Source organism: Streptosporangium sp. G12 (genome assembly GCF_052983175.1).
Map to the genome: position 1 here is coordinate 293,738 of NZ_JBRIQO010000009.1, position 19,652 is coordinate 313,389.

Genomic DNA, 19,652 nt, shown 5'->3' on the forward strand with positions numbered 1-19,652 from the left:
GGTCCGGCTCTCGGGCAGGCCGGCCCCCCATGACGGCCACCACGGCCACGTCCGATTCCCGCCAGCCGTACCCCGCGCGCCGCGGGTAACGTCGTCGGCGTGTCCGTGAAAGAGCTCGACTTCGACTCCTGTTATCGCGCGGTGGCCGCGAGGGACGCCCGGTTCGACGGGCGGTTCTACACGGCGGTCACCTCCACCCGCATCTACTGCCGGCCGATCTGCCCGGCACGCACCCCCTCCACCCGCAACGTGCGGTTCTACCGCCACGCGGCCTCCGCCGAGGCGGCCGGGTTCCGGCCGTGCAAGCGCTGCCGGCCGGAGCTGAGCCCCGGCGATCCCGGCTGGGACCACCGGGGCGACCTGGTCGGCCGGGCGCTCCGGCTGATCGACGAGGGCGTGGCGGACGACGGCGGGATGACCCGGCTGGCCGGACGGCTGCACATCACCGGACGGCACCTGCACCGGCTGTTCACCGCGGAGATCGGCGTGGGCCCGCTGGCCGTGGCCAGGACCAAGCGCCTGCTGCTGGCCAAGCAGCTGCTCACCGAGACCGGGCTGCCGATCGTCGACGTGGCGTTCGCGTCGGGCTTCGGCAGCGTCCGGCAGTTCAACGCGACTATGAAGGACACCTACGGCTTCACCCCCGGCGAGCTGCGGGCGACGACGGGGGGCAGGTCCGGGATGTGCGGCGACGCCCTGACCCTGCGGCTGCACCGCAGGGAGCCGTACGACGCCGCGACCCTGATGCGGTTCCTCGGGGCGAGGGCGATCCCCGGCCTGGAGCGCGCGGACGACACGTCCTACAGCCGGGCCGTCCCCGGCGGCACGATCACCCTCACCCCCGGGCCCGGCCACGTACGGCTGGACGTGAGCGTCGACGACACCCGCCGCCTGGCCAGGATCGTGGCCCGCTGCCGCCGCCTCCTCGACCTCGACGCGGACCCCGAGGCCATCTCCTCCGCCCTCGGCGCGACCTCGCTGGGACCGCTCGTCGCCGCCCGCCCAGGACTGCGCGTGCCCGGCGCCTGGGACGGGTTCGAGGTGGCCGTCCGCGCCGTGATCGGCCAGCAGATCTCCGTCGCGGGCGCCCGTACCATCCTCGGCCGCGTCGCGGCCCGGGCCGGGCGCCCCACCGGCGGGCAGGGGCTGACCCACCTGTTCCCGTCCGCGGAGGAGCTCGCCGAGGCCGACCTCGGCGGGCTGGGCCTGACCGGGCGGCGGGTGGCGACGCTGAAGGCGCTCGCCACGAGGGTGGCGGGCGGCGAGATCGACCTGGACGGCGCGCAGGAGCCCGCGGAGGCGGTCGCCGGGCTGCTGGAGGTTCCCGGGATCGGGCCGTGGACCTCCGGCTACATCGCGCTGCGGGCGCTGCGCGACCCGGACGCCTGGCCGGGCGGAGACCTCGGCCTGCGGCGGGCCATGGCCTGCCTGGGCATCCCCGAAGATCACATCGAGCGGTGGCGCCCCTGGCGGGCGTACGCCGCGCTGCACCTTTGGAGCTCGGAATGATAGAGGCACAGGTTCTCGACACCCCGGTCGGCCCGCTGGCCATGCTCGCCCGCGAGGGCGTGCTGCTGGCGGCGGGCTTCACCACCACGGGGCCGGACGAGATGTTCGCCCGGCTCTCCCCGGAGCTGCGCGCCGAGGGGCTGACCCTCACCGACGATCTGGGCCTGCCCGCGCGGGCGGTACGCGACTACCTGGACGGCGACCTGACCGCCCTCGACGCGGTGCCGGTGGAACAGCCGGGCACGCCCGTCCGGCAGCGGCTGCTCACCGCCCTGCGCCAGGTGCCCGCGGGCGTCACGATCAGCTACGCCGAGCTCGCCGAGCGGGCGGGGCTGCCCAGGACCGCGGCCAGGGCCGCCGGGAGCGCGTGCGCGCGGAACCTGATCGCGCCGTTCGTCCCCTGCCACCGCATCCTGCCGTCCACCGGCGGGTACGGCGGCTACTACTACGGCACCCCGGTCAAGCAGTGGCTGCTCACCCACGAGGGGGCACCGGCCGCCGAACGGCTCCGGATCCGGCAGGAGGGCCGCTGACCGGCCTTCCCCGCCGTGCCCCGCACCTCGCCGTGGCCGGTCACGGGCACGTGACCGGCCCGGACGGCTAGCCGGTCTTCCTGACCGTGCTCTGCACCTCGCCCACCGGGACGTCACGGGTGGCCCCGGCCTCGACCGGGTCGTAGACGAAGGGCGCCACGTCACCCCCGACACCCTCGACCCCGATGTCCCAGAGCGCGGTGACCTCCAGCACGTAGACGCCGCGTGGCTGGTCGATCGAGGCCCGTCGATAGATCACCCCGCAGGTGAGGTCGTCGTCGGCGGCGCCCTTCCGGTACGGCGTGCCGCCCGTTTCGCACCCGCTGTCCTTGACCTCCGCCCGTTCCTCGGTGGTGCCCGGGTCGATCTCGATCTGCCCACGGGTGGCGGTCACGGTGGCGCTCATGACCCCGGGCAGCGTCGCGGTCACGGACCTGGTGGTCTCGCCGACGTCGCCCAGCCAGACCCAGGTCGGCAGGTTGACGTAACTCTTGGCGTCCGGGTTGAGCTCGACCTTCGGCTCGGGCACGGTCAGCGCGGCGCGGGCTATGTCGACCAGCTCGGCCATGGTGATCCCGTTGGGCGGGGTGGTGCCGGGCGGCGCCCAGACGAACGCGTCCAGGGCGGTCCAGCAGGCCATGCCGTCCGGATCGGCCCCGTTGTAGGCGGGTGTCCACCAGCGGCCCTCCTGGCCGACCTTGTCCCGGAACTGCTTGAGGAACTCCTGGAACTTCTCCTCGGTGGCGTCCTTGGTGAAGCGGAACCACCATTCCCGCACCGCCTCCTGGTTCTCCAGCATCTCGGCGGCGTCGGCTCCGGGTTCGTACCAGCAGGGACGCTTGATCCGATAACCGTCGCTCCTGCCGCTGAGCCCGGTCCCGGTGATGATGATCTGGGAGTTCTGCAGACGGACTCCGGCGGTCGGTCCGTCCTGAAAACCCTCGCCACTGGGTGGCCCGGGATCGAGCAGCAGCAACCCCGCGATGACGATATTCGCGATCATCGAAGACATCCCTTCGCGCGTTCGCTGGGAAGTACGGCGTGACGAAACACCTTGATGCGCCAGATCCCGTCGTCGCCGCGCCGCATGCCCGCGGCCTGGAAGAAGGGCTCGCGCATCCATTTGGACTGGCGGGGCGCCTTTCTGCCGGTCGCCGCGTCGACCAGACGCAGCCCGCTCTGGTCGACGCACACGTCCAGCTGGGCACCGCGCCCGACGACCGAGCTGACGTTCGGCGCGTAGAGCCGCGCGGTCCCGCGTACCGAGCGGCGCTCGTCGAGGAACTCCTGCACCCAGGAGAGTGAGCCCTTGCCCGCCTCGCCCTCCAGCGTGTCAAGGTAGGCGGTGTCCTTACCCCCGCTCACGACGGCCTTGAGGGATCCCGCGTAGAAGTCGCGGAAAACCTCGATCATCGCGGTCGTGTCCGCGTTCGGCGCGGCGGGCCACTCGACCAGAACCTTGACCCCCGAGGCGACCCGGACCGTCTCCGTCCGCGGAGCCGGCGCCGCCTGCCGCGACGTGCCCGGTGAGGCCTCCTCCGCGGGGAGGTCGGCGGGGACGAACGGCTGAGCCTCCGGTGAGGCGCAGCCCGTCAGCATGACCAGGGCCAGGGCGATCATGGCACGCACACCGACGACGCTAGAAGCGCCCGCCTTGCCGGACCACCGGTATGAACGATTCGGCATGGTTCCTCGCGCATTCTCCGGGCGTGATGGGTTCACCTGGGCCGTCACGCCGTCGGGGCCGAGCGCATCCGCCACGAGGGCAGCAGCTCGTCGATGAGGGCCTCGGTCTCGGGGGCCATCCCGCCGCCGTAGGGGTGGGAGGCGGCCCGCCGGTGCAGGGCCTCGACCACGGCGCGCAGGCGGACGGGGTCGGCGGTGAGATGGGTGGCCCGCAGCAGGTCGCGCCAGAGCCCCTCGTCGTCGGCGGCCAGCAGCAGCCCGGCGCGCACCGCCGCCACGGCCTGGTCGGTCTCGCCGCGGGCCAGCCGCACCTCGCAGAGCCGGTGCGCGGCGTCCGCGACGCCCGCGGTCACGTTGTACTCCAGGTCGTCGGCGGCCAGCCAGGCGTAGCGGCCACGCGGGCGGCCGTTCAGCAGCGGGCCCCGTACCAGGCTCAGTGCCCGCTCGAGGAGCGCGGGGCGCCCGGCGGGGTTGGCGTGCGACTGGCGGACGAGGTCGCGGAAGAGCATCCAGTCGGTGCGCACCTCGGGACCGAACCGGAGCCGCCCGGACTCGTCGGCGTAGAGGTTGGGCCGCCCCTGGCTGTCGGTGCCCAGCCAGGCGACGACCCTGGCGATCGTGGCGTCCCTGACCACCGGCTGCACGCCCCTCGGCCAGAGGATGCCGCCGAGCACCACGGGGTGGACGCCGCCGGGGTGCGTCGCCAGGTAGACGGCCATCTCGACGGCGATCACGGCCCGCCCCTCCTCCATGGGCGGGGGGCCGACGACCTCCGCGGGGCCGAGGACGCGCACCTCGACCGAGGGCGTGTGCGTGACCGGCTCCGGCTCGTCGGGAAGCGGCTCTCCCTCCAGCCGCTCGGTCGCCAGGAACAGGTCGACCAGCGCCCGGTACTGGCGGCGGGGCAGCAGCTGCGCGGCCACGTCGAAGCCGAGCGCGTCGATCTCGGCGCGGCCCTCCTCGGTGATCGTCCAGTTCCAGGTGGCGTGCGGCACGTCGCCCGCGATGACGTACCCGGCGGCCGTCCTGACGCCCTTCCTGGCGAGCAGCGCCAGCCGGCGGCCCTCCTCGGGGGTGGGGGCGATCGCGGACAGCAGGTAGTGCGGGGTGCAGACCGGGTCGGCGGCGCGCCCGTGGATCCGGCCGGTGAGCACCTCACCGCCATGAGTGCGCCCCCCGGCCCCGGCCTCCAGCTCGGGCAGGATCTCCGCCAGGCCGCCCACGTACCTGATCCGGTCGGAGGCGATCGCGGTCAGCTCCTCGCCGAAGCCGACCAGAGTGACGCGCATCCGGTCCGACCAGCGGTTGGTGGCCAGCTCCACGGCGAGCGCGGCCAGGGCGGCGGTGGTCTGCGGGCCGTTGATACTGATCGTCCCGTGGGCGGCCTCCAGGTCGACGAGCACCCGGCCCTCGCCGTTGGAGCCGAGCGAGACCAGCCCCGGGTACGGGGCGGGCGCGTCGGCGAGCGCCCGCTCGTCGAGCATCCGGCCCTCGTGCGCGGGAAGCCGCCAGACCTGGCCGCCGTCGTGGGCGGTCCAGGGGGCGGGGGCGTCGGGGTCGGGCGGGTGGATCCACAGGTCGAGGGTCTGCGGCGACAGGTGGGCGGCGTAGATCGTGGGCGGGACGCGGTTCTGGGCGGCGAGGGACCTGCCGAGGAGCCGGAGCCCGACGTCGAGCATCCGGCTGCCGGGGGCGTCGGCACCGAGCCTGAGCGCGAGCTCGGCCTGGGCGGCGTCGTCCCTGGGCCGGGTGATCCGGTGCCCGAACGCCCGGTGCCAGAGCTGCTGCCTGCGCCTGCGTCCGAGCGCCGCCAGCAGCCCGGCCGCCGCGAGCGAGGCCCCCGCCAGGTAGTCGAGCATCCCCAGCCCGGTGTCCTGCCCGCTGCCGGCGCTGTCAGTGCCGTCAGTGCCGTCGGCGGGTGCCGCCACCGCCGGGTCTCGCCGTTCCACCTGTCCGGGGTCCTGCCGCCCGCTGTCGGGCACGGTGTGCGACGGGCGCTCGGCCGCGTCGTGGCGCGCCTGTCCAGGACCGGTCTCCCGCGTCCCGTCGGCACCGATCCTTTCGCCGGCCCTTTCGCCGCTCCTGTCACCGGCCCTGTCGCGGGGGTCGGCGACCTCGGGCGCGGGCTCCGCCGGAAGGTCGGCGCGGCCGGGGGTGAAGGTCTGGGTACGGCCGTCCAGCTCCACCGGCTTGTCCCGGTGGTCCTTGAGGGTGTCGTCGCGCGGCTGGGAGGCCGGGACGAGGTGGATGTTGCGCGCGTCGTCCGGCATGTCCAGAACCCAGCCGGGCCTGATCAGGTCGGCCATGTGGAGGCGGCTGCCGTCGGGCTGTTCCTTGTGCTGGTTGAGCCGGTAGATCTCCGGGTAGCGGCGCCCGTCGCCGAGGCACTTCTCGGCGATCTCCCACAGGCTCTCGTGGTGACGCCCGTGCGGCGGTTGCACCACGTAGACCTTCTTGGCCTTCTGCACCGGCTCCAGCTCGGCCCGCTCGTCGGCGGCCGGGCCGGACGTCGTGGAGAGCCCGGTGGAGACGATGCCGGGAGCGGCGGGCGGCAGGCTGGTCAGCTTCGCGATCGGCAGGGCCACCGCCGAGACGGTGAACAGCAGCATGGCCGCCGAGACCAGCCGGTTGGCGAACATCTGCGTGCCGCCGGAGAGCGGAACCCGGGCCGGCATGCCGACCCGGCGCAGCCCGGCGTAGATCTCGACCAGCACGCAGACGACCAGCTGCAGCCACGCGAGCCAGACCAGCAGCACGAGGATCGCGATGATCGTGCTCGTGCCCACCTGGCTGGTCAGCAGGTCGAGGTTGAGCAGCTCGGGCGGGAGCGGCGGCCCGGCCAGCCGGAACAGCGCGTAGGGGACCCCCGCGATGAGCGCGACCAGGACGGCCAGCGCGCCGAGACCCGCCAGCAGGTCTCCCGGTGTGCGCCTGGCCTTGATGCGCGCGGGCTGTCGCGTGGGCATTCGTCTCCCTCCCCGTCCAGATTCGTCGTCGGTCAACCGGTGGGCCAGCGATTCACGGCAATTGGTCTTCCCCGATGTCCGGCCCGGCCGTGGCCTCGGCCTCCATGTCCGAGCCGGGGAAGCCGAAGGCGGCCAGGAAGAACGCCTTCCAGGTGACGGAGACGTTCACGATGACCTCGGCCTGGTCGCCGCCGAGCGTGCACTCCGTGAGCCGTACGTCGCCTCCGCCGTGGGCGGAGACGATCTCCTCGGCCTTCCCGCAGGTCTCCCCCTCCCCCAGCAGCCGGGCCTCGCCGGTGGCGCGCAGGTGCTCGACGTCGATCTGGTCGGCGGCGGCCCTGGCGGCCTGCTCGGCGACGTCGGCCGCGCGCAGCCGGGCGTTGATCGCGGCCCCTCCGTCGACGAGCAGCCCGGCCAGCAGGAACACCACCACCGAGAAGATCACCGTGAAGATCGACATCGACCCCCGCTCGCCGAGCCCGCCCGGCCGCGCGCGGCGCCCCTTCCCACCGGCCGGACGCACCGGATGCCCGGCCGTCCGGCACGCCACCGACGAGCGCGGGAGCCTCCGTCGCGCCGCCGGGCGCGGGAGTCCTCGCCACCCCGCCGGGCGCGGGGGCCTCCGGCGCGCCGCCGGGCACACGGGTCCGCTCCGCGCGGCGGCCGGGCGGGCGGGGCTCCGGCGCGCCCTGACGGCCGGGGGCGGCGGGTCCACGGGGTTCACTCCTCGACCCTCCGGAACTGCTCCAGCGGGACCACCGAGTCGCCCTTCATCTCCTTGGCCGCGCCGAAGCCCAGGAACTCCAGGTCCAGGGAGCAGGTCACCTCGGCGTGGACCTGGCCGCCCTCCTCCCAGTCCCCGGACAGGCTGACCTCCGGCTCGCACTCGCCCGACAGGGCGCCGCGGGCCGCCTCGTCCGCGGCGGCCTCGGCGTCGGACAGGGTGCGCTCGACGGAGGCGGCCCTGGCGGCGTCCCTGGCGGCGCCGTTGACCTCGCCCTGGGCCTCCACCACCCTTCCCGCGCCCACCAGGAACAGCAGGAACAGCAGGAAGACCGGGGCGAGCAGCACCGTCTCGGTGCTGAGCGACCCGCGGTCGCCGCCGGTCTTGGAGATCAAGGGGATCACTCGCACCCTTCGCTCCCGTCGTCTGGCCGGAAGCACTCGATGGGACCGCCGAAGCGCGCGGTGACGGTGAACGTGGTGGACGGCAACAACGGGACGACCTGGACCGCCGAGGCGGTCACCTCGACGCCCCGCCGGTCGCCCTCCTCCCAGGCCGTGACCGTGGCGCCCTCGAGGAGTTTCGGGCCGACGGCCCGGATCAGCTCCTGGGCGCGGGACTCGGCGTCCTGCTGCCAGGACTCGGTGTCGACCCGGGCGAGCCGCGCCCCCTCCCTGGCCGCGGCGTCGGCGATCTGGCGTCCGTGGAACCACAGGGCGGTCTGCACGATGAGCAGGATGACGACCAGCAGCACCGGCATGATGATCGCCAGCTCGACGACCGTGGCGCCGCGCTCGCCGCCACGGTCTCCGGCGCCGGAGCGCCCGCCGCGTCCACCGCGTCCACCGCGCTGCGGCCTTCCCGCCCGGTCGCGCCCGCCGTCCCTCTCCCGGTTCTCCCGGTTCTCCCGGTCGCGGTACCGCGAGCGATCACGGGTCGCCAAGTTCGCCGCCCCCGCCCCCGCCGCCTCCGCCGCCCCCGCCGAACTGGTTGGAGATCTCGGCCTGCTTCCCCTCGACGAGGGTCTTGATGAGGGTGGCGAGTCCGAGCGCCACCCCGGCGATGATGGCCGTGATGATGACCCATTCGACGGCGGAGGCCCCCCGGGTGGGGGCGCTGCGCGCCTTCTCTATCCGGACGCTCAGAACGGCGGCCGCGTAGACGATCCACGGATGGCTCAGCATGGTCAGGACCCCAACATCTTCATAGCGGCCGGAAAACTCAGAAAGATCACAAAGCCCGCGCAGAGCAGGAGCTGGGCGACGAGCATCGACTGGGAGCGCTCGCCCGCCTGCCCCTCGATCTCGGCGAGCTCCCGGCGCCGCATGGTCGCGGCGCGGGCGGTGAGGGAGGAGCGGACCTTGGCGCCGTCGTCGGCGACCAGGCCGAGCGCGGCGGACAGGTCGCGCAGCTCGTCGACGTTGATCTCGTCACCGAGCTGGCCGAGAGCCTGCCAGGGGGTGATGCCGACGATCCTGGCGTTGCCGAGCGCCTCACGGATGCGGGACATCGCCCAGTTGGCCCCCTCGTCGTCGGGACCCGGGCTGCCCACGGAGACCGCCATCATCAGCGCCTCCGGCACCCCCCGCCCGCCCGCCAGGTTCATCGCGACGAGATCGAGGAAGGAGCCGACGACGTGCCGGAAGTCGCGGCGCATCCGCGAGGCGTCCCGCTTGACCTGCAGGTCCGGCAGGACGAAGAAGACCCCGGCGACCGCGAGCGCCGCCCACAGCGGGACGGTGAGGGAGATCCCCCACTCCATCAGCACCAGCCAGCCGACCAGCAGCGGGAACGCCAGCAGCCCGGAGACCGCCAGCAGCACCTTGGTGGCCAGGAAGCCCTCGAACGACCTGCCGAGCAGTGCGAGGTCGGCCCTGGCCGAGCGCGCCTCCCAGCCCCTGGCGGCGTAGAAGCGGGCCATCCGCTCGCCCAGGCCGCGCCGGAACGCGCTGACCTCCTCGTCGGGCAGGATGAGCCGGGCTCGGGGCGCGTCGGTGCCCTCCCTGGCGGCGTCGAGGGCCAGCAGTCGTGTCACCAGCCCGGGACGGGCCGGGAACAACGCCCGCAGCAGCAGGAACAGGCCCATTCCGAGCACCGAGCCGGCGAGCAGCGCCTCAGTCATCGCGCACCTCACCTCCGGAGGGCAGGCCGAGCAGGCGGGCGGGCTTGTCGAAACGGGCCAGGCGGCGCATCCAGGCGAACCCGGCGCCGAAGAGCCCGGCGACCACCACGAGCACGGCCTGGCCGAGCGTGTTGTCGTACTCCTCGACGTAGGAGGGGTTGAACACGACGAGCATCACGGCGAAGGCGACGGCCGTACCGACCACGATCTGCACGCTGCGGCGGGTGGAGCGGCGCTCGGCCTCGACCCGGCGGCGCATGTCGAGCTCCTCGCGCGCCGACACCGCCAGCGCGCCGAGGACGTCGCGCAGGCCGGGGCCGCGCAGCTTGGAGTTGAGGATGAGGGCGGCCACGACCAGGTCCGCGGAGGGGTCGTCGAGCTCGTCGGCGAACAGCCTGAGCGCGTCGGGCAGCGCCATCCTGGTGTGCAGGCGGTCGACCATGGACCGCAGGTGCGGGCGGAGCGTGGGGGCCGCCGCCCGGATCGAGGACGGGATCGCCTGCTCCAGCCCGGCCGCTCCGGCGATGGTGTCGCGGAGCGACTCGGTCCAGGCGGCCAGGGCCTCCAGCCGCCGCATCGCGGTCCGCTCCTCCGCGGCGCCGCCGGACAGGCCCCGCCAGGCCATCGCGAGGAGCACGGCTCCCACCGCCATGACCGGCCACCCGGTCACCACGAGCACGATCACCCCGGCGATCGCCCCCACCGCGGTCCGGGTGGACAGCGCGCGCAGGAACTCGCGCCTGCCCGCCGTCCTGCCGGGGGTGGCCGGCCTGGCGGGCACCCCGTACAGGGAGAGGAAGAGCAGGAACAACCCGGCGCCGAGTGCGAGGCCGGAGAGCAGCACCAGCGGGTCGAACAGGCCCGGCGGAAGGGAGGTCATGCCCAGCCTCCCGGGTCGTAGCCGAAGTGGGCCAGCTCCTCCAGGCACGACAGCGGCGCGTGCGGCACCACCCGGCCGTCGGGCGCCGTCGCGAACACCTCGGAGGAGAGCACCCGGCCGTCGACTCCGGCCACCTCGCGCACGCTCGACACGAAGCGGCGCAGCCTGCCGCCCACCGCGTAGTCGTTGCGCTTCTCGATGAACACCACGAAGTCGATCGCGCCCGCGATGAGCATGTGGGTGGCCTCGATCGGCAGCCGCTCGGTGGCCTGGAGCGCGTAGGTGGCGATGCGGTTGAAGACCTCCATCGAGGAGTTGGCGTGGATGGTCGACAGCGAGCCGTCGTTGCCCTGGGTCATCGCGTTGAGCATGGTGACGATCTCGTCGCCGAGAACCTCGCCGACGATCACCCGGGACGGGTTCATGCGCAGGGAGCGGCGGACCAGCTCCGCCATGGTGATCTCGCCCTGTCCCTCGGAGTTGGGGAGCCTTTGTTCGAAGGCGACCACGTTGGGATGGAGTTCGGGAAACTGGTCGAGGCCGAGTTCGAGGGCGCGCTCGACGGTGATGAGCCGCTCGGACGGTGGAATCTCATTGGCGAGGGCGCGCAACAGCGTCGTTTTCCCGGCGTTGGTCGAACCGGAAATCATGATGTTCTTCCTCGCCGCCACCGCGGCCGAGAGAAAACGCCCCAATTCCGGGGTCAGGCTGCCGTTTCCCACGAGATCGGTGAGAAACACCTTGCCCAGCCGGGAACGGCGGATGGAGATGGACGGGCGCACCGTCACGTCCATCACGGCCGAGAGACGGGAGCCGTCGGGAAGGCGCAGATCGAGCTGGGGGTTGGCGGTGTCGAACGGCCTGCTGGACAGGCCGCTGTAGGCGGCGAGGATCTGGATCAGCTCGACCAGCTCCTCGTCGGACTCGGCCACCGGGTCGCGCATGAGCTCCTGGCCGTCGGCGTAGCCGACGAACACCCGGTCGCAGCCGTTGATGTCGATGTTCTCGACCTCGGGGTCGTCGAGCAGCGGCTGGAGGCGGCCGACGCCGAACAGGGCGGCGTGGATCCCCGCGGCCAGCGCCTCCTCCTCCTCGGCGGTCGGCGGCGTCCTGCCGACGCCGATCTCGCCGCGGGCGAACTCCTCCAGGATCTGGGCGATCAGGGCACGGGCGAACTGGCGCTCGTCCTCGCCGGTCATCGGCGGCAGGCCGCTGGCCTGGTCGAGGCGGCGCTGGTGGGCCAGCCTGTCGCCGACGTCCTGCCGGAAGCGCTTCACCAGCGTGTGGTCGATGGTCACGGTCTCGCCCCGCCCGACGGCTCGACGGGCGAGCGGGACGGCTCGGCGGGCAGGCGGGCGGCCTGCTCCCGGGCGCGATAGGCCGACTCCGCCGACTCCTGGGCGCGGAGCTGGGCGTCGAGGCGACCGCCCAGCTCCCTGGCGGTGCGGATCAGCAGGGAGCGGTCCAGCCGCCCGCCCCACTGGCCGCGCAGCAGCTCCGCGCCCTTGGGGTCGTGCGCGAGCCCGCTCACGAAGGCGACGTGCCTGCCGGTGCCCGTGACGATCCGGCGCACCTCGTCGATGGTCGTGCGGTACTGGCGGGGGTCGGCGATCACGACCACCCCCACCTGGGGCTCGCGCGGCATGATCTGCAGGCGTTCGCGCAGGTGGGCGACGTGGTCGAGGCTGGCCCTGGTGAACAGCACGACCAGCGAGGCCTCGGTGGTCAGCTCGGCGAGCTGGGGGTGCCCGCCGATGCGCCCGCAGTCGGCCAGCACGTCGGCGTCGGGCATCGTGGCCAGCGCCCGGCCGAGCGGGCCCCAGAGCCAGGTCAGCCCGGACGCCTGCTCGCCGTGGGTCAGCCCGGCCAGCACGTCCAGGCCGCCGATGATCTTCTGGGTGTGCTCGTGGATCTGGTCGGGGTGCAGGCCCCGGCGGGCCGTGGCCCCCAGGGTGAGCAGGCCCCTGGCGGGGTTGAGCACGCCGCCGTCGGCGGCGGGCAGGCGGTAGGCGAGGTCGCCGCCCGCCGGGTCGCACTCGGCGAGCAGCACCGGGCGCGGCCAGATCGCGCCGAGCGCGGTCGCCGCCGTGGTCACGCCGGGTGCGCCCTTGTCGGCGGCCAGCACGATGAGCGCCACGTCAGCGCGCTCCCGGCAGCTCGGCGAGGGCGATCTCGCCGGTGGAGGCGTACGCGACGATCTCCGGCGAGATGGTGCTGTCCACGATGATGGTGACCAGGCCGTTCGCCCCGGTCCTGCCCGGCGTGCCGATCTGGTGGACCAGGGCGCTCTGCGCCAGCACCCGGCTCTCCCGGTCGCCGCCGGCGCCCCTGCTCGGCACGTGGACGACCTGGACCCGGTCTCCGCGCTCCAGGGTGCCCGGTGTCTGGCCGGGTTTGAGCGACAGGCCGACCTGGGCCTTGCCGGGGCCGAGCTCCCTGCTGGCGGAGACCACCATGTCGCGGGTGAGGAGCGTGCCGGGGATGAGGGTGACGCGGGCGAAGTTCTCGGTGACGCGGGCGCGCTGGGACCAGGCCACGTAGCCGATGCCGGTGTCGGCGATCTGGACCTCCCTCAGCATCGCCTCGGTGAAGGGTTGTCCGGCGCCGACCTGCTGGGAGATGGCGATCGCCGAGACGCGGTCGCCGCTGCGCAGGACGAGCAGCGTGGTGGCGAGGGCACCGCCCAGGATGAGGAGGACGGCGAGGGCGGCGAGGGCTGGTTTGCGCTCGCGTGGGGGCACGGGAAGCTTGCGCGACGCCGGGCCCGACAGGGTGCCCGCCGAGGTCTGACGCTCGGCGTTGACCGGGACGCGGCCCGTTGGCTTCTCACTGGTCCTCATGGGTAGGGGGACTCCCAGAGTGATCATAAACATGGGGAACTACTGGTCGAATTTACGCCATTATGCGCACCATGCCGACGGGCTGTCGGACAAAAGCCAGGACCCATGCTCGTTTGATAGGAACACGTCTGTCAACGCCACTTCAGAAGAAAATGGCTGTTTGGCTAGATGACGGGAGACTTATCTGGGTGATAAGGACGGTAATTAACTCTCGTACCAATCACCTCATCTTTTTCACGCCTCATTCGCGTGTCCGGCTCCGGCCGTCTTCACCCGCCCCTTCGCCCGCCCCCACCTCCGGCGCACTCCGGGCGCGGACCGGAACCCGCCGCTCCCCCCGGTTCTCCGAACAGGTTTTCCACAGCCCGGCGCCGCGGGCAGGTCACCGCCCGCACGCCCTCGCATCGCCGAATGCCCACCTCGGGCGGCATAACCGGTCAACACCCCCGGACAGTTATCCACAGGTTTTGCCGTTTTCCACATACCGGTCGCGAGTCAGGACATTGCCGCGAACACTCTCTCGGGGACGGTTTTCACTCTGTACGGTGGATCCGGGGCCTGACCCGAGGAGAGCGGCGATGCGGATCATGCTCACCGTGCTCGACGAGCACGCCGACCGCGATGTCGTGGTCGAGGGCGACGAAACGACCACGGTGGCACGGCTCGCGGAGTCCCTGGCGGGCCAGGGAGGCGAGCGGCCGAGCAACGTGGTGCGGCTGACGCGCAGCAAGGCCCCGTACGGGCTGGATCGCGACTCCGCCGGGGCCGAGCCACCGACGCTCTGGATGGACGGCCGCCCCCTCGACCCGGCGGCCCCCGCGCTCGGCCTGCTCCGTGACGGCGACCTCGTCACCCTCGACCGCTCCCTCGCGGTGGCCACGCTGGCCGAGGAGCCCGGCGGGATCGTGGAGATCCGGGTGGTCGGCGGGCCCGCCGCCGGCTCTGTGCACCGCCTCAGCCTGGGTGTGCACACCATCGGTTCCGACCCCGCCTGCTCGGTGGCCGTGACCGACCCTCGGCTGCCCGCGCGGGCAGCGGTGGTCCGGCTCACCCCGGACGCCATCACCGTGGAACCCGGGGAGGGTACGACCCCCCTGCTGGACCGCGACCCCCTGGAGGGTCCGCTGCCCTGGCCCGAGCACGCCCTGCTGAGCTGCGGCGGGACCGTGCTCACCCTCAAGGCGGTGGAACCGCCCGACGCCCACCTGGACGCGCAGCCCGACGGCGGGCTGGCCTACAACCGGCCGCCCAGGTTCCGGCCGCCGGGCGGCGCGCGGCGCTTCGAGGTCCCGGCCGAGCCCAAGCGGGCCGAGACCATGCGGCTGCAGCTGCTCACCGCCTTCCTGCCCGCCGCGCTGGGGGTGGGCCTGGCCATCGCCCTCAAATCGCCGTACTTCCTGCTGTTCGCGTTCATGACGCCACTGATCATGATCGGCCAGTGGTGGAGCGACAGGCGGCACGGCCGCAAGCAGTACCGCCAGCAGCTCAAGGAGTACAAGGCGCGGCTGAAGGTCTTCGAGGCGGCCGTGGAGCGCGCCCGCGCCGACGACGAGACCGCCCGCCGCGCCGCCGCGCCCGACCCCGCCGAGGTGCTGCTCACCGTGACCGGCCCCCGGCGGCGGCTCTGGGAGCGGCGCGACCACGACCCCGACGCGCTGCGGCTGCGGGTCGGCCTCGCCGACCTCCCCGCCGACCTGGAGTTCGCCCCCGAGCGCTCCGCGCCGGTCGACGCCCCGCTGCCCGCCCCGCCCACCTGCCAGGCGGTACCGGTGGCGCTGGCCATGCGCCGCCTGGGCGTCGCCGGCCTGACCGGGCCCAGGAACACGGCGGCCGGGGTGGCGCGCTGGCTGGTCGGCCAGGCCGCCGCCCTGCACAGCCCGCGCGACCTGGCGATCGTCGTCCTGTCCGCGCACGGCGACGGCGAGGAGCGCTGGAACTGGGTCCGCTGGCTGCCGCACTGCGCCCCGCGCGGCGGCGAGGACTGCGTTGCCCTGGTCGGCGCCGACCCGGACACCGCGGCCCGCCGGGTGAGCGAGCTCGCCGCGCTGATCGACGAGCGCCTCGGCGACGACGCCGCCGCGGGCCCCGCGGCCAAGCTGGGCCGCATCCCGGCCGGCTGGGGCGACCTGGGCGGAGCCGCGGGTACGGGTGCCGAGCAGCCGTACGCCGCCCCCGTCTACGACGAGCGCCCCTACGACGTGCTGGTCGTGCTCGACGGCGCGCAGGTGCTGCGCGCCCTGCCGGGCATGCCCCAGGTGCTGCGCCAGGGCCCCAGGGCGGGCGTCTACACCCTGGCGATCGACGGCGACCAGCGGCTGCTGCCCGAGGAGTGCGCCACCGTCGCCGCCGTGGAGGCCGACGGCACGGTACGGCTGCGCGGCGGCGGCCTGGACGACCTCGGGGAGATCCTGGCCGACCAGGTGACGGCCGCCTGGTGCGACCGGCTGGCCCGCTCGATGGCGCCGATCCGCGACGTCAGCCGCGACGACGCCGGAGTCGCCCTGCCGGACTCCGCGCGGCTGCTGGACCTGCTGGAGCTGCCGTCGGTCTCCGGCGCCGCCCTGGCCAAGCGCTGGGGCCGGGCCACCGAGGCCGTGGTGGGAGCGGGCCCCGAGGGGCCGTTCTCCATCGACCTGCGCAGGGACGGGCCGCACGCGCTCATCGCGGGCACCACGGGCGCGGGCAAGTCGGAGCTGCTGCAGACCCTGATCTGCTCGCTGGCGGTGGCCAACCGGCCGGACGAGATGACGTTCGTGCTGATCGACTACAAGGGCGGCGCCGCGTTCAAGGAGTGCGTGCGGCTGCCGCACACGGTGGGCATGGTCAGCGACCTCGACGGCCACCTGACCCAGCGGGCGCTGGCCTCGCTGGCCGCGGAGATCCGCCGCCGCGAGCGCCTGCTGCTGGCCGCGGGGGCGAAGGACATCGAGGACTACCACGAGCTGCGCGACGCCCGTACGGCCCGCGCCTCCCGCGACCTGCTCGTCGCCGGAGGCGGCCCGCAGGTCAGGCCGCTACGCGGGCGCGCGGCGTCCTCGGGGTCCTCGGGGACCCTGGAGCCCCCGGCCCCGCTGCCCCGGCTGGTGCTGGTCATCGACGAGTTCGCGGCCATGGTCAGCGAGCTGCCCGACTTCATGACCGGGCTGGTCGACATCGCCAGGCGGGGACGCTCGCTCGGCATCCACCTCATCCTCGCCACCCAGCGGCCCGGCGGCGTGGTGACCGCCGACATCCAGGCCAACACCTCCCTGCGGATCGCCCTGCGGGTCACCGAGGCGTCGGAGTCGGCCGACGTCATCGGCCGCCCCGACGCCTCGTACATCCCCAAGTCCGCTCCCGGCCGGTGCTACGTGAAGTCGGGCGCGGGGGCGGCGACGGCCGTGCAGACCGCGCGGATCGGCGGCCGGAGCCCCGGCGCCTCGGGCGGCGAGATGAGGGTACGGGTGACGGAGGTCGGCTGGCAGGCCCTGGGACACCCCAGGACGGTCCACGCCGGAGCCGAGAGCGGCCACGTCACCGACCTGTCCCTGCTCGCCGACGCCATGGTCGAGGCGGCCCGCCTCGCCGGGGTCGCGGAGCAGCCGAGTCCCTGGCTCGATCCGCTTCCCGACCTCGTGACCGTCCCCGTTCTCCCGGCGCCGCCCGTCCTGCCCGGTGACGCGCCCGGCGGGCTGCCGTACCGGGCGGGGGTCGAGGAGGTGCCGCCGCTGGCCTTCGGGATCACTGACCTGCCCTGGGCGCAGGACCGGCGGGCGCTGGCGCTCGACCTCGCCCACGGGGGGCACCTGCTCGTCGCGGGCGCCTCGCGCAGCGGGCGGTCCACCGCGCTGCGCACGCTGGCGGGGGCGATCGCCGCCGGGGCCTCCCCCGACGACGTGCACGTGCACGCGATCGACTGCGGCTCGGGATCGCTGCTGCCGCTGATGGCGATGCCGCACTGCGGGGCGGTGGTGACCCGCGACCAGCTCGACCGGGTGGAGCGGCTGCTGACCCGGCTGCGCGAGGAGGTGGGGCGGCGCCAGCAGCTCCTCGCCGAGGCCGGGTACGCCTCGCTGGCCGAGCTGCGCGCCGCCACGGACGGCCCGCGGCTGCCGTGGCTGGTCCTGATGCTCGACCGGTGGGAGGGGTTCGTCGCCGCGTTCGAGGCGTACGACTACGGGCGGCTGATCGAGTCGCTGATGCAGCTGCTGCGCGAGGGGCCCGCGGTCGGGCTGCGGGCCGTGCTGACCGGCGACAGGTCCGCGCTGATCGGGCAGATCTCCACGGTCTTCGACGACCGGCTGATCCTGCGGCTGGCCGACCCCTCCGACTACGGCCTGGCCGGACTGCCCGTCAAGGACCTGCCGGCGACCCTCGCGCCGGGCCGCGCGCTGTCGACCGGCGAGCACGGCACGACCGAGAGCCAGATCGCGCTGCTGTGCGACGACCCCTCGGGGCCCGCGCAGGTCGCCGCCCTCCAGGCGCTGGCCCGCTCGGCGCCGGAGATCGCCGCCGACCCGCCGCTGCGGGTGGACGCGCTGCCGATGCGCGTCACCGCGGCGCAGGTCCTGGACCTGGTGCCCTCTTTCCGGCCCCCGTCCCCGCTGTGGGCGCTGCTCGGCGCCGGAGGCGACTCGCTGGCACCGCTCGGCGTCGACCTGCTCGCCCACGGTCCCGCCGCGGTCGTCGCGGGCCCGCCCAGGTCGGGCCGGTCCACGGCACTGCTGACCGCCACCCACTCGCTGCTCTCCCACGGCACCCCCACGGTCCTGGTGACCCCGCGGCGCAGCCCGCTGTGCACGCTGGTGGACACCCCGGGCGTGCTGGCCGTGCTGGACGCGGGCGGCGACCTGCACGAGGCCGTCGCGGGGCAGGACCGCTACGTCGTGATCGTCGACGACGCGGAGCTGATCTCCGCGGACTCCCCCCTGGGCACCGCGCTGGAGCAGGTGCTGCGGAGCGGCAGGGACGGCGAGCACGGCATGATCATCGGTGGCACCACCGGGGACCTGACCACCGCCTACCGCGGCTTCGCGGCCGAGGCGCGCAAGGGCCGCACGGGCCTGCTGCTGTCGGTCCAGAGCCCCGCCGACGGCGACCTGTTCACCGTCCGCCTGCCGCGCGGCGCGGTCGGCGGTCCCCCCGGCCGCGGCCTGCTGGTGACCCTGGGCTCGGTGGTCCCCATCCAGGCCGCCGTCGCGTGAGGGCCGCCGTCCCGTGTGCCGTGTGCGTCTGCGCTTCGCGCGCCCCGCGCCGATCTGTGCCACCAATGAGAAAATGCCCCGACCCTCAAGGGCCGGGGCATTTCGGCGGACCGTTTCCTATCGCGTGGCGGACTCGATATTGCCGCGATAGGTGTTGATGACCCGGGAGGCCTCGGCGAGTTCCTCGGACATGCGCTGGAAAGCGGCCCGGTAGTTCTGCCAGGCCTCGCCAAAACGCTGGGCACCGGGCCCCGTCCAGGCGGTGCCGACTTTCGCGGCCTCCCGGTCGAGGGCGGCCACGGTGGCCCTGACCTGGTCGGCCTGCTGGGTGAACTGGGTGGCCATCTGCTGCATTTCCGCGGGATTGCCGCCGAGCAAGTTCTGGCTCATGCCAGTCTCCTTTGGATCGGTGTCGGGGGGAGTCGCCAAACGAAATCACGATAGGCGTAAGGATCACAGAGGTATCCGGGTTATGCCGAGCGGCTATGGACGTTCCCTCGGCCGCCGAGAGGCTAAACGTTCTCCATTGTCTTGATCTTTGATAATTCAAGGAGATGCAAGCGGTACGTGAGATTGCGACCCGCTCCCGGGCGGGCAGGACCCAGCACTCCCTCACGATCAAAGGGCGCCTACACTCCGTTGAAGGCCCGCCGGTCCTCCGTCCGCACGTACTGAAGGGAACGACGTCGGTGCACAAGGTCCTGATCGCCAATCGTGGTGAGATCGCGGTGCGGATCGCCCGCGCCTGTAAGGACGCCGGGCTGGCCAGCGTCGCCGTCTACGCCGACCAGGACCTGGACGCGCTCCATGTCCGGGCCGCGGACGAGGCCCGCGCGCTCGGCGGCCGGACTCCCGCGGAGACCTACCTCGACGTCGACAAGCTGCTGGGCGTCGCCGCCGAGGCCGGGGCCGACGCCGTGCACCCCGGCTACGGCTTCCTGGCCGAGAACGCCGGCTTCGCCCAGGCCGTGATCGACGCCGGACTGACCTGGATCGGCCCGCCGCCGGCCGCGATCACCGCGCTCGGCGACAAGGTGCAGGCCCGCCACATCGCCCAGAAGGTCGGCGCGCCGCTCGTGGCCGGTACCAAGGATCCGGTCTCCGGGAGCGAGGAGGTCGTCGCCTTCGCCACCGAGCACGGCCTGCCGATCGCGATCAAGGCCGCGTACGGCGGCGGCGGGCGCGGGCTGAAGGTCGCGCGCACCCTGG

17 protein-coding genes are annotated in these 19,652 nt (G+C 73.7%); 4 read left to right on the forward strand and 13 right to left on the reverse strand.

Annotated features, from left to right (window positions below; genetic code table 11):
• Positions 1-99: 99 nt before the first annotated feature.
• Together ACVCAG_RS16390 and ACVCAG_RS16395 are read left to right on the forward strand one after the other, a co-directional pair.
• On the forward strand, positions 100-1,509 hold the full coding sequence (locus ACVCAG_RS16390) for an AlkA N-terminal domain-containing protein (RefSeq protein WP_440084190.1): 1,410 nt from the start codon (positions 100-102) through the stop codon (positions 1,507-1,509).
• Complete coding sequence (locus ACVCAG_RS16395; RefSeq protein WP_440084191.1) at positions 1,506-2,042, forward strand: methylated-DNA--[protein]-cysteine S-methyltransferase; 537 nt, start codon at positions 1,506-1,508, stop codon at positions 2,040-2,042. Before ACVCAG_RS16390 ends, ACVCAG_RS16395 begins: the two co-directional genes overlap by 4 nt.
• Positions 2,043-2,109: 67 nt before the next feature.
• Here ACVCAG_RS16395 and ACVCAG_RS16400 read toward each other — a convergent pair whose 3' ends face one another.
• From ACVCAG_RS16400 to ACVCAG_RS16455, 12 genes are all read right to left on the reverse strand, one after another.
• The gene (locus ACVCAG_RS16400; protein ID WP_440084192.1) at positions 2,110-3,045 is read right to left on the reverse strand and encodes a hypothetical protein; all 936 of its coding nucleotides are present in this window, start codon (positions 3,043-3,045) and stop codon (positions 2,110-2,112) included.
• Positions 3,042-3,671 carry a hypothetical protein gene (locus tag ACVCAG_RS16405; RefSeq protein ID WP_447189987.1) on the reverse strand — a complete coding sequence of 210 codons (630 nt, stop codon included), beginning with the start codon at positions 3,669-3,671 and terminating at the stop codon, positions 3,042-3,044. Before ACVCAG_RS16405 ends, ACVCAG_RS16400 begins: the two co-directional genes overlap by 4 nt.
• 101 nt (positions 3,672-3,772) lie before the next feature.
• Positions 3,773-6,694 carry a hypothetical protein gene (locus tag ACVCAG_RS16410; protein ID WP_440084194.1) on the reverse strand — a complete coding sequence of 974 codons (2,922 nt, stop codon included), beginning with the start codon at positions 6,692-6,694 and terminating at the stop codon, positions 3,773-3,775.
• 52 nt (positions 6,695-6,746) lie between these two features.
• Positions 6,747-7,154 carry a pilus assembly protein TadG-related protein gene (locus ACVCAG_RS16415; protein ID WP_440084195.1) on the reverse strand — a complete coding sequence of 136 codons (408 nt, stop codon included), beginning with the start codon at positions 7,152-7,154 and terminating at the stop codon, positions 6,747-6,749.
• Between the two features lie 260 nt (positions 7,155-7,414).
• A complete protein-coding gene (locus ACVCAG_RS16420; RefSeq protein ID WP_440084196.1) occupies positions 7,415-7,828 on the reverse strand; it encodes a TadE/TadG family type IV pilus assembly protein in 414 nt (137 codons plus the stop codon).
• Positions 7,819-8,361, reverse strand: coding sequence for a TadE/TadG family type IV pilus assembly protein (locus ACVCAG_RS16425; protein WP_440084197.1), 543 nt, complete (start codon positions 8,359-8,361; stop codon positions 7,819-7,821). Before ACVCAG_RS16425 ends, ACVCAG_RS16420 begins: the two co-directional genes overlap by 10 nt.
• Positions 8,348-8,602, reverse strand: a complete 255-nt coding sequence (locus tag ACVCAG_RS16430; RefSeq protein WP_362839087.1) for a hypothetical protein — start codon at positions 8,600-8,602, stop codon at positions 8,348-8,350. Before ACVCAG_RS16430 ends, ACVCAG_RS16425 begins: the two co-directional genes overlap by 14 nt.
• A 2-nt stretch (positions 8,603-8,604) precedes the next feature.
• Positions 8,605-9,540 (reverse strand): type II secretion system F family protein, encoded by a 936-nt coding sequence (locus tag ACVCAG_RS16435; RefSeq protein WP_440084198.1) that lies wholly within the window; start codon positions 9,538-9,540, stop codon positions 8,605-8,607.
• Positions 9,533-10,420 (reverse strand): type II secretion system F family protein, encoded by an 888-nt coding sequence (locus ACVCAG_RS16440; RefSeq protein WP_440084199.1) that lies wholly within the window; start codon positions 10,418-10,420, stop codon positions 9,533-9,535. The genes ACVCAG_RS16435 and ACVCAG_RS16440 overlap by 8 nt, the downstream gene beginning before the upstream one ends.
• A complete protein-coding gene (locus ACVCAG_RS16445; protein ID WP_440084200.1) occupies positions 10,417-11,718 on the reverse strand; it encodes an ATPase, T2SS/T4P/T4SS family in 1,302 nt (433 codons plus the stop codon). The genes ACVCAG_RS16440 and ACVCAG_RS16445 overlap by 4 nt, the downstream gene beginning before the upstream one ends.
• The gene (locus ACVCAG_RS16450) at positions 11,715-12,557 is read right to left on the reverse strand and encodes a hypothetical protein (RefSeq protein ID WP_440084201.1); all 843 of its coding nucleotides are present in this window, start codon (positions 12,555-12,557) and stop codon (positions 11,715-11,717) included. Before ACVCAG_RS16450 ends, ACVCAG_RS16445 begins: the two co-directional genes overlap by 4 nt.
• A 1-nt stretch (position 12,558) precedes the next feature.
• Positions 12,559-13,260: a hypothetical protein gene (locus ACVCAG_RS16455; protein WP_362839076.1), complete on the reverse strand. Its 702-nt coding sequence runs from the start codon at positions 13,258-13,260 to the stop codon at positions 12,559-12,561.
• Positions 13,261-13,838: 578 nt separating this feature from the next.
• Here ACVCAG_RS16455 and ACVCAG_RS16460 point away from each other — a divergent pair.
• On the forward strand, positions 13,839-18,443 hold the full coding sequence (locus ACVCAG_RS16460; protein WP_440084202.1) for an FtsK/SpoIIIE domain-containing protein: 4,605 nt from the start codon (positions 13,839-13,841) through the stop codon (positions 18,441-18,443).
• A gap of 117 nt (positions 18,444-18,560) precedes the next feature.
• Here the strand turns inward: ACVCAG_RS16460 and ACVCAG_RS16465 are convergent, their stop codons facing one another.
• Entirely contained in the window at positions 18,561-18,833 is a 273-nt protein-coding gene (locus tag ACVCAG_RS16465; protein ID WP_344889587.1) for a WXG100 family type VII secretion target, read from the reverse strand.
• 299 nt (positions 18,834-19,132) lie between these two features.
• Between ACVCAG_RS16465 and ACVCAG_RS16470 the strand changes: the two genes are divergently transcribed.
• Positions 19,133-19,652 (forward strand): biotin carboxylase N-terminal domain-containing protein (locus tag ACVCAG_RS16470; RefSeq protein WP_440084203.1); only part of this gene is annotated, 520 nt, incomplete at its 3' end.

Excerpts from the sequence above, each read along its gene's own strand:
- ACVCAG_RS16395 (WP_440084191.1), top strand. The coding sequence starts at position 1,506 with ATGATAGAGGCACAGGTTCTCGACACCCCGGTCGGCCCGCTGGCCATG.
- ACVCAG_RS16400 (WP_440084192.1), bottom strand. The coding sequence starts at position 3,045 with ATGATCGCGAATATCGTCATCGCGGGGTTGCTGCTGCTCGATCCCGGG.
- ACVCAG_RS16410 (WP_440084194.1), bottom strand. The coding sequence starts at position 6,694 with ATGCCCACGCGACAGCCCGCGCGCATCAAGGCCAGGCGCACACCGGGA.
- ACVCAG_RS16415 (WP_440084195.1), bottom strand. The coding sequence starts at position 7,154 with ATGTCGATCTTCACGGTGATCTTCTCGGTGGTGGTGTTCCTGCTGGCC.
- ACVCAG_RS16430 (WP_362839087.1), bottom strand. The coding sequence starts at position 8,602 with ATGCTGAGCCATCCGTGGATCGTCTACGCGGCCGCCGTTCTGAGCGTC.
- ACVCAG_RS16435 (WP_440084198.1), bottom strand. The coding sequence starts at position 9,540 with ATGACTGAGGCGCTGCTCGCCGGCTCGGTGCTCGGAATGGGCCTGTTC.
- ACVCAG_RS16440 (WP_440084199.1), bottom strand. The coding sequence starts at position 10,420 with ATGACCTCCCTTCCGCCGGGCCTGTTCGACCCGCTGGTGCTGCTCTCC.
- ACVCAG_RS16455 (WP_362839076.1), bottom strand. The coding sequence starts at position 13,260 with ATGAGGACCAGTGAGAAGCCAACGGGCCGCGTCCCGGTCAACGCCGAG.
- ACVCAG_RS16460 (WP_440084202.1), top strand. The coding sequence starts at position 13,839 with ATGCGGATCATGCTCACCGTGCTCGACGAGCACGCCGACCGCGATGTC.
- ACVCAG_RS16465 (WP_344889587.1), bottom strand. The coding sequence starts at position 18,833 with ATGAGCCAGAACTTGCTCGGCGGCAATCCCGCGGAAATGCAGCAGATG.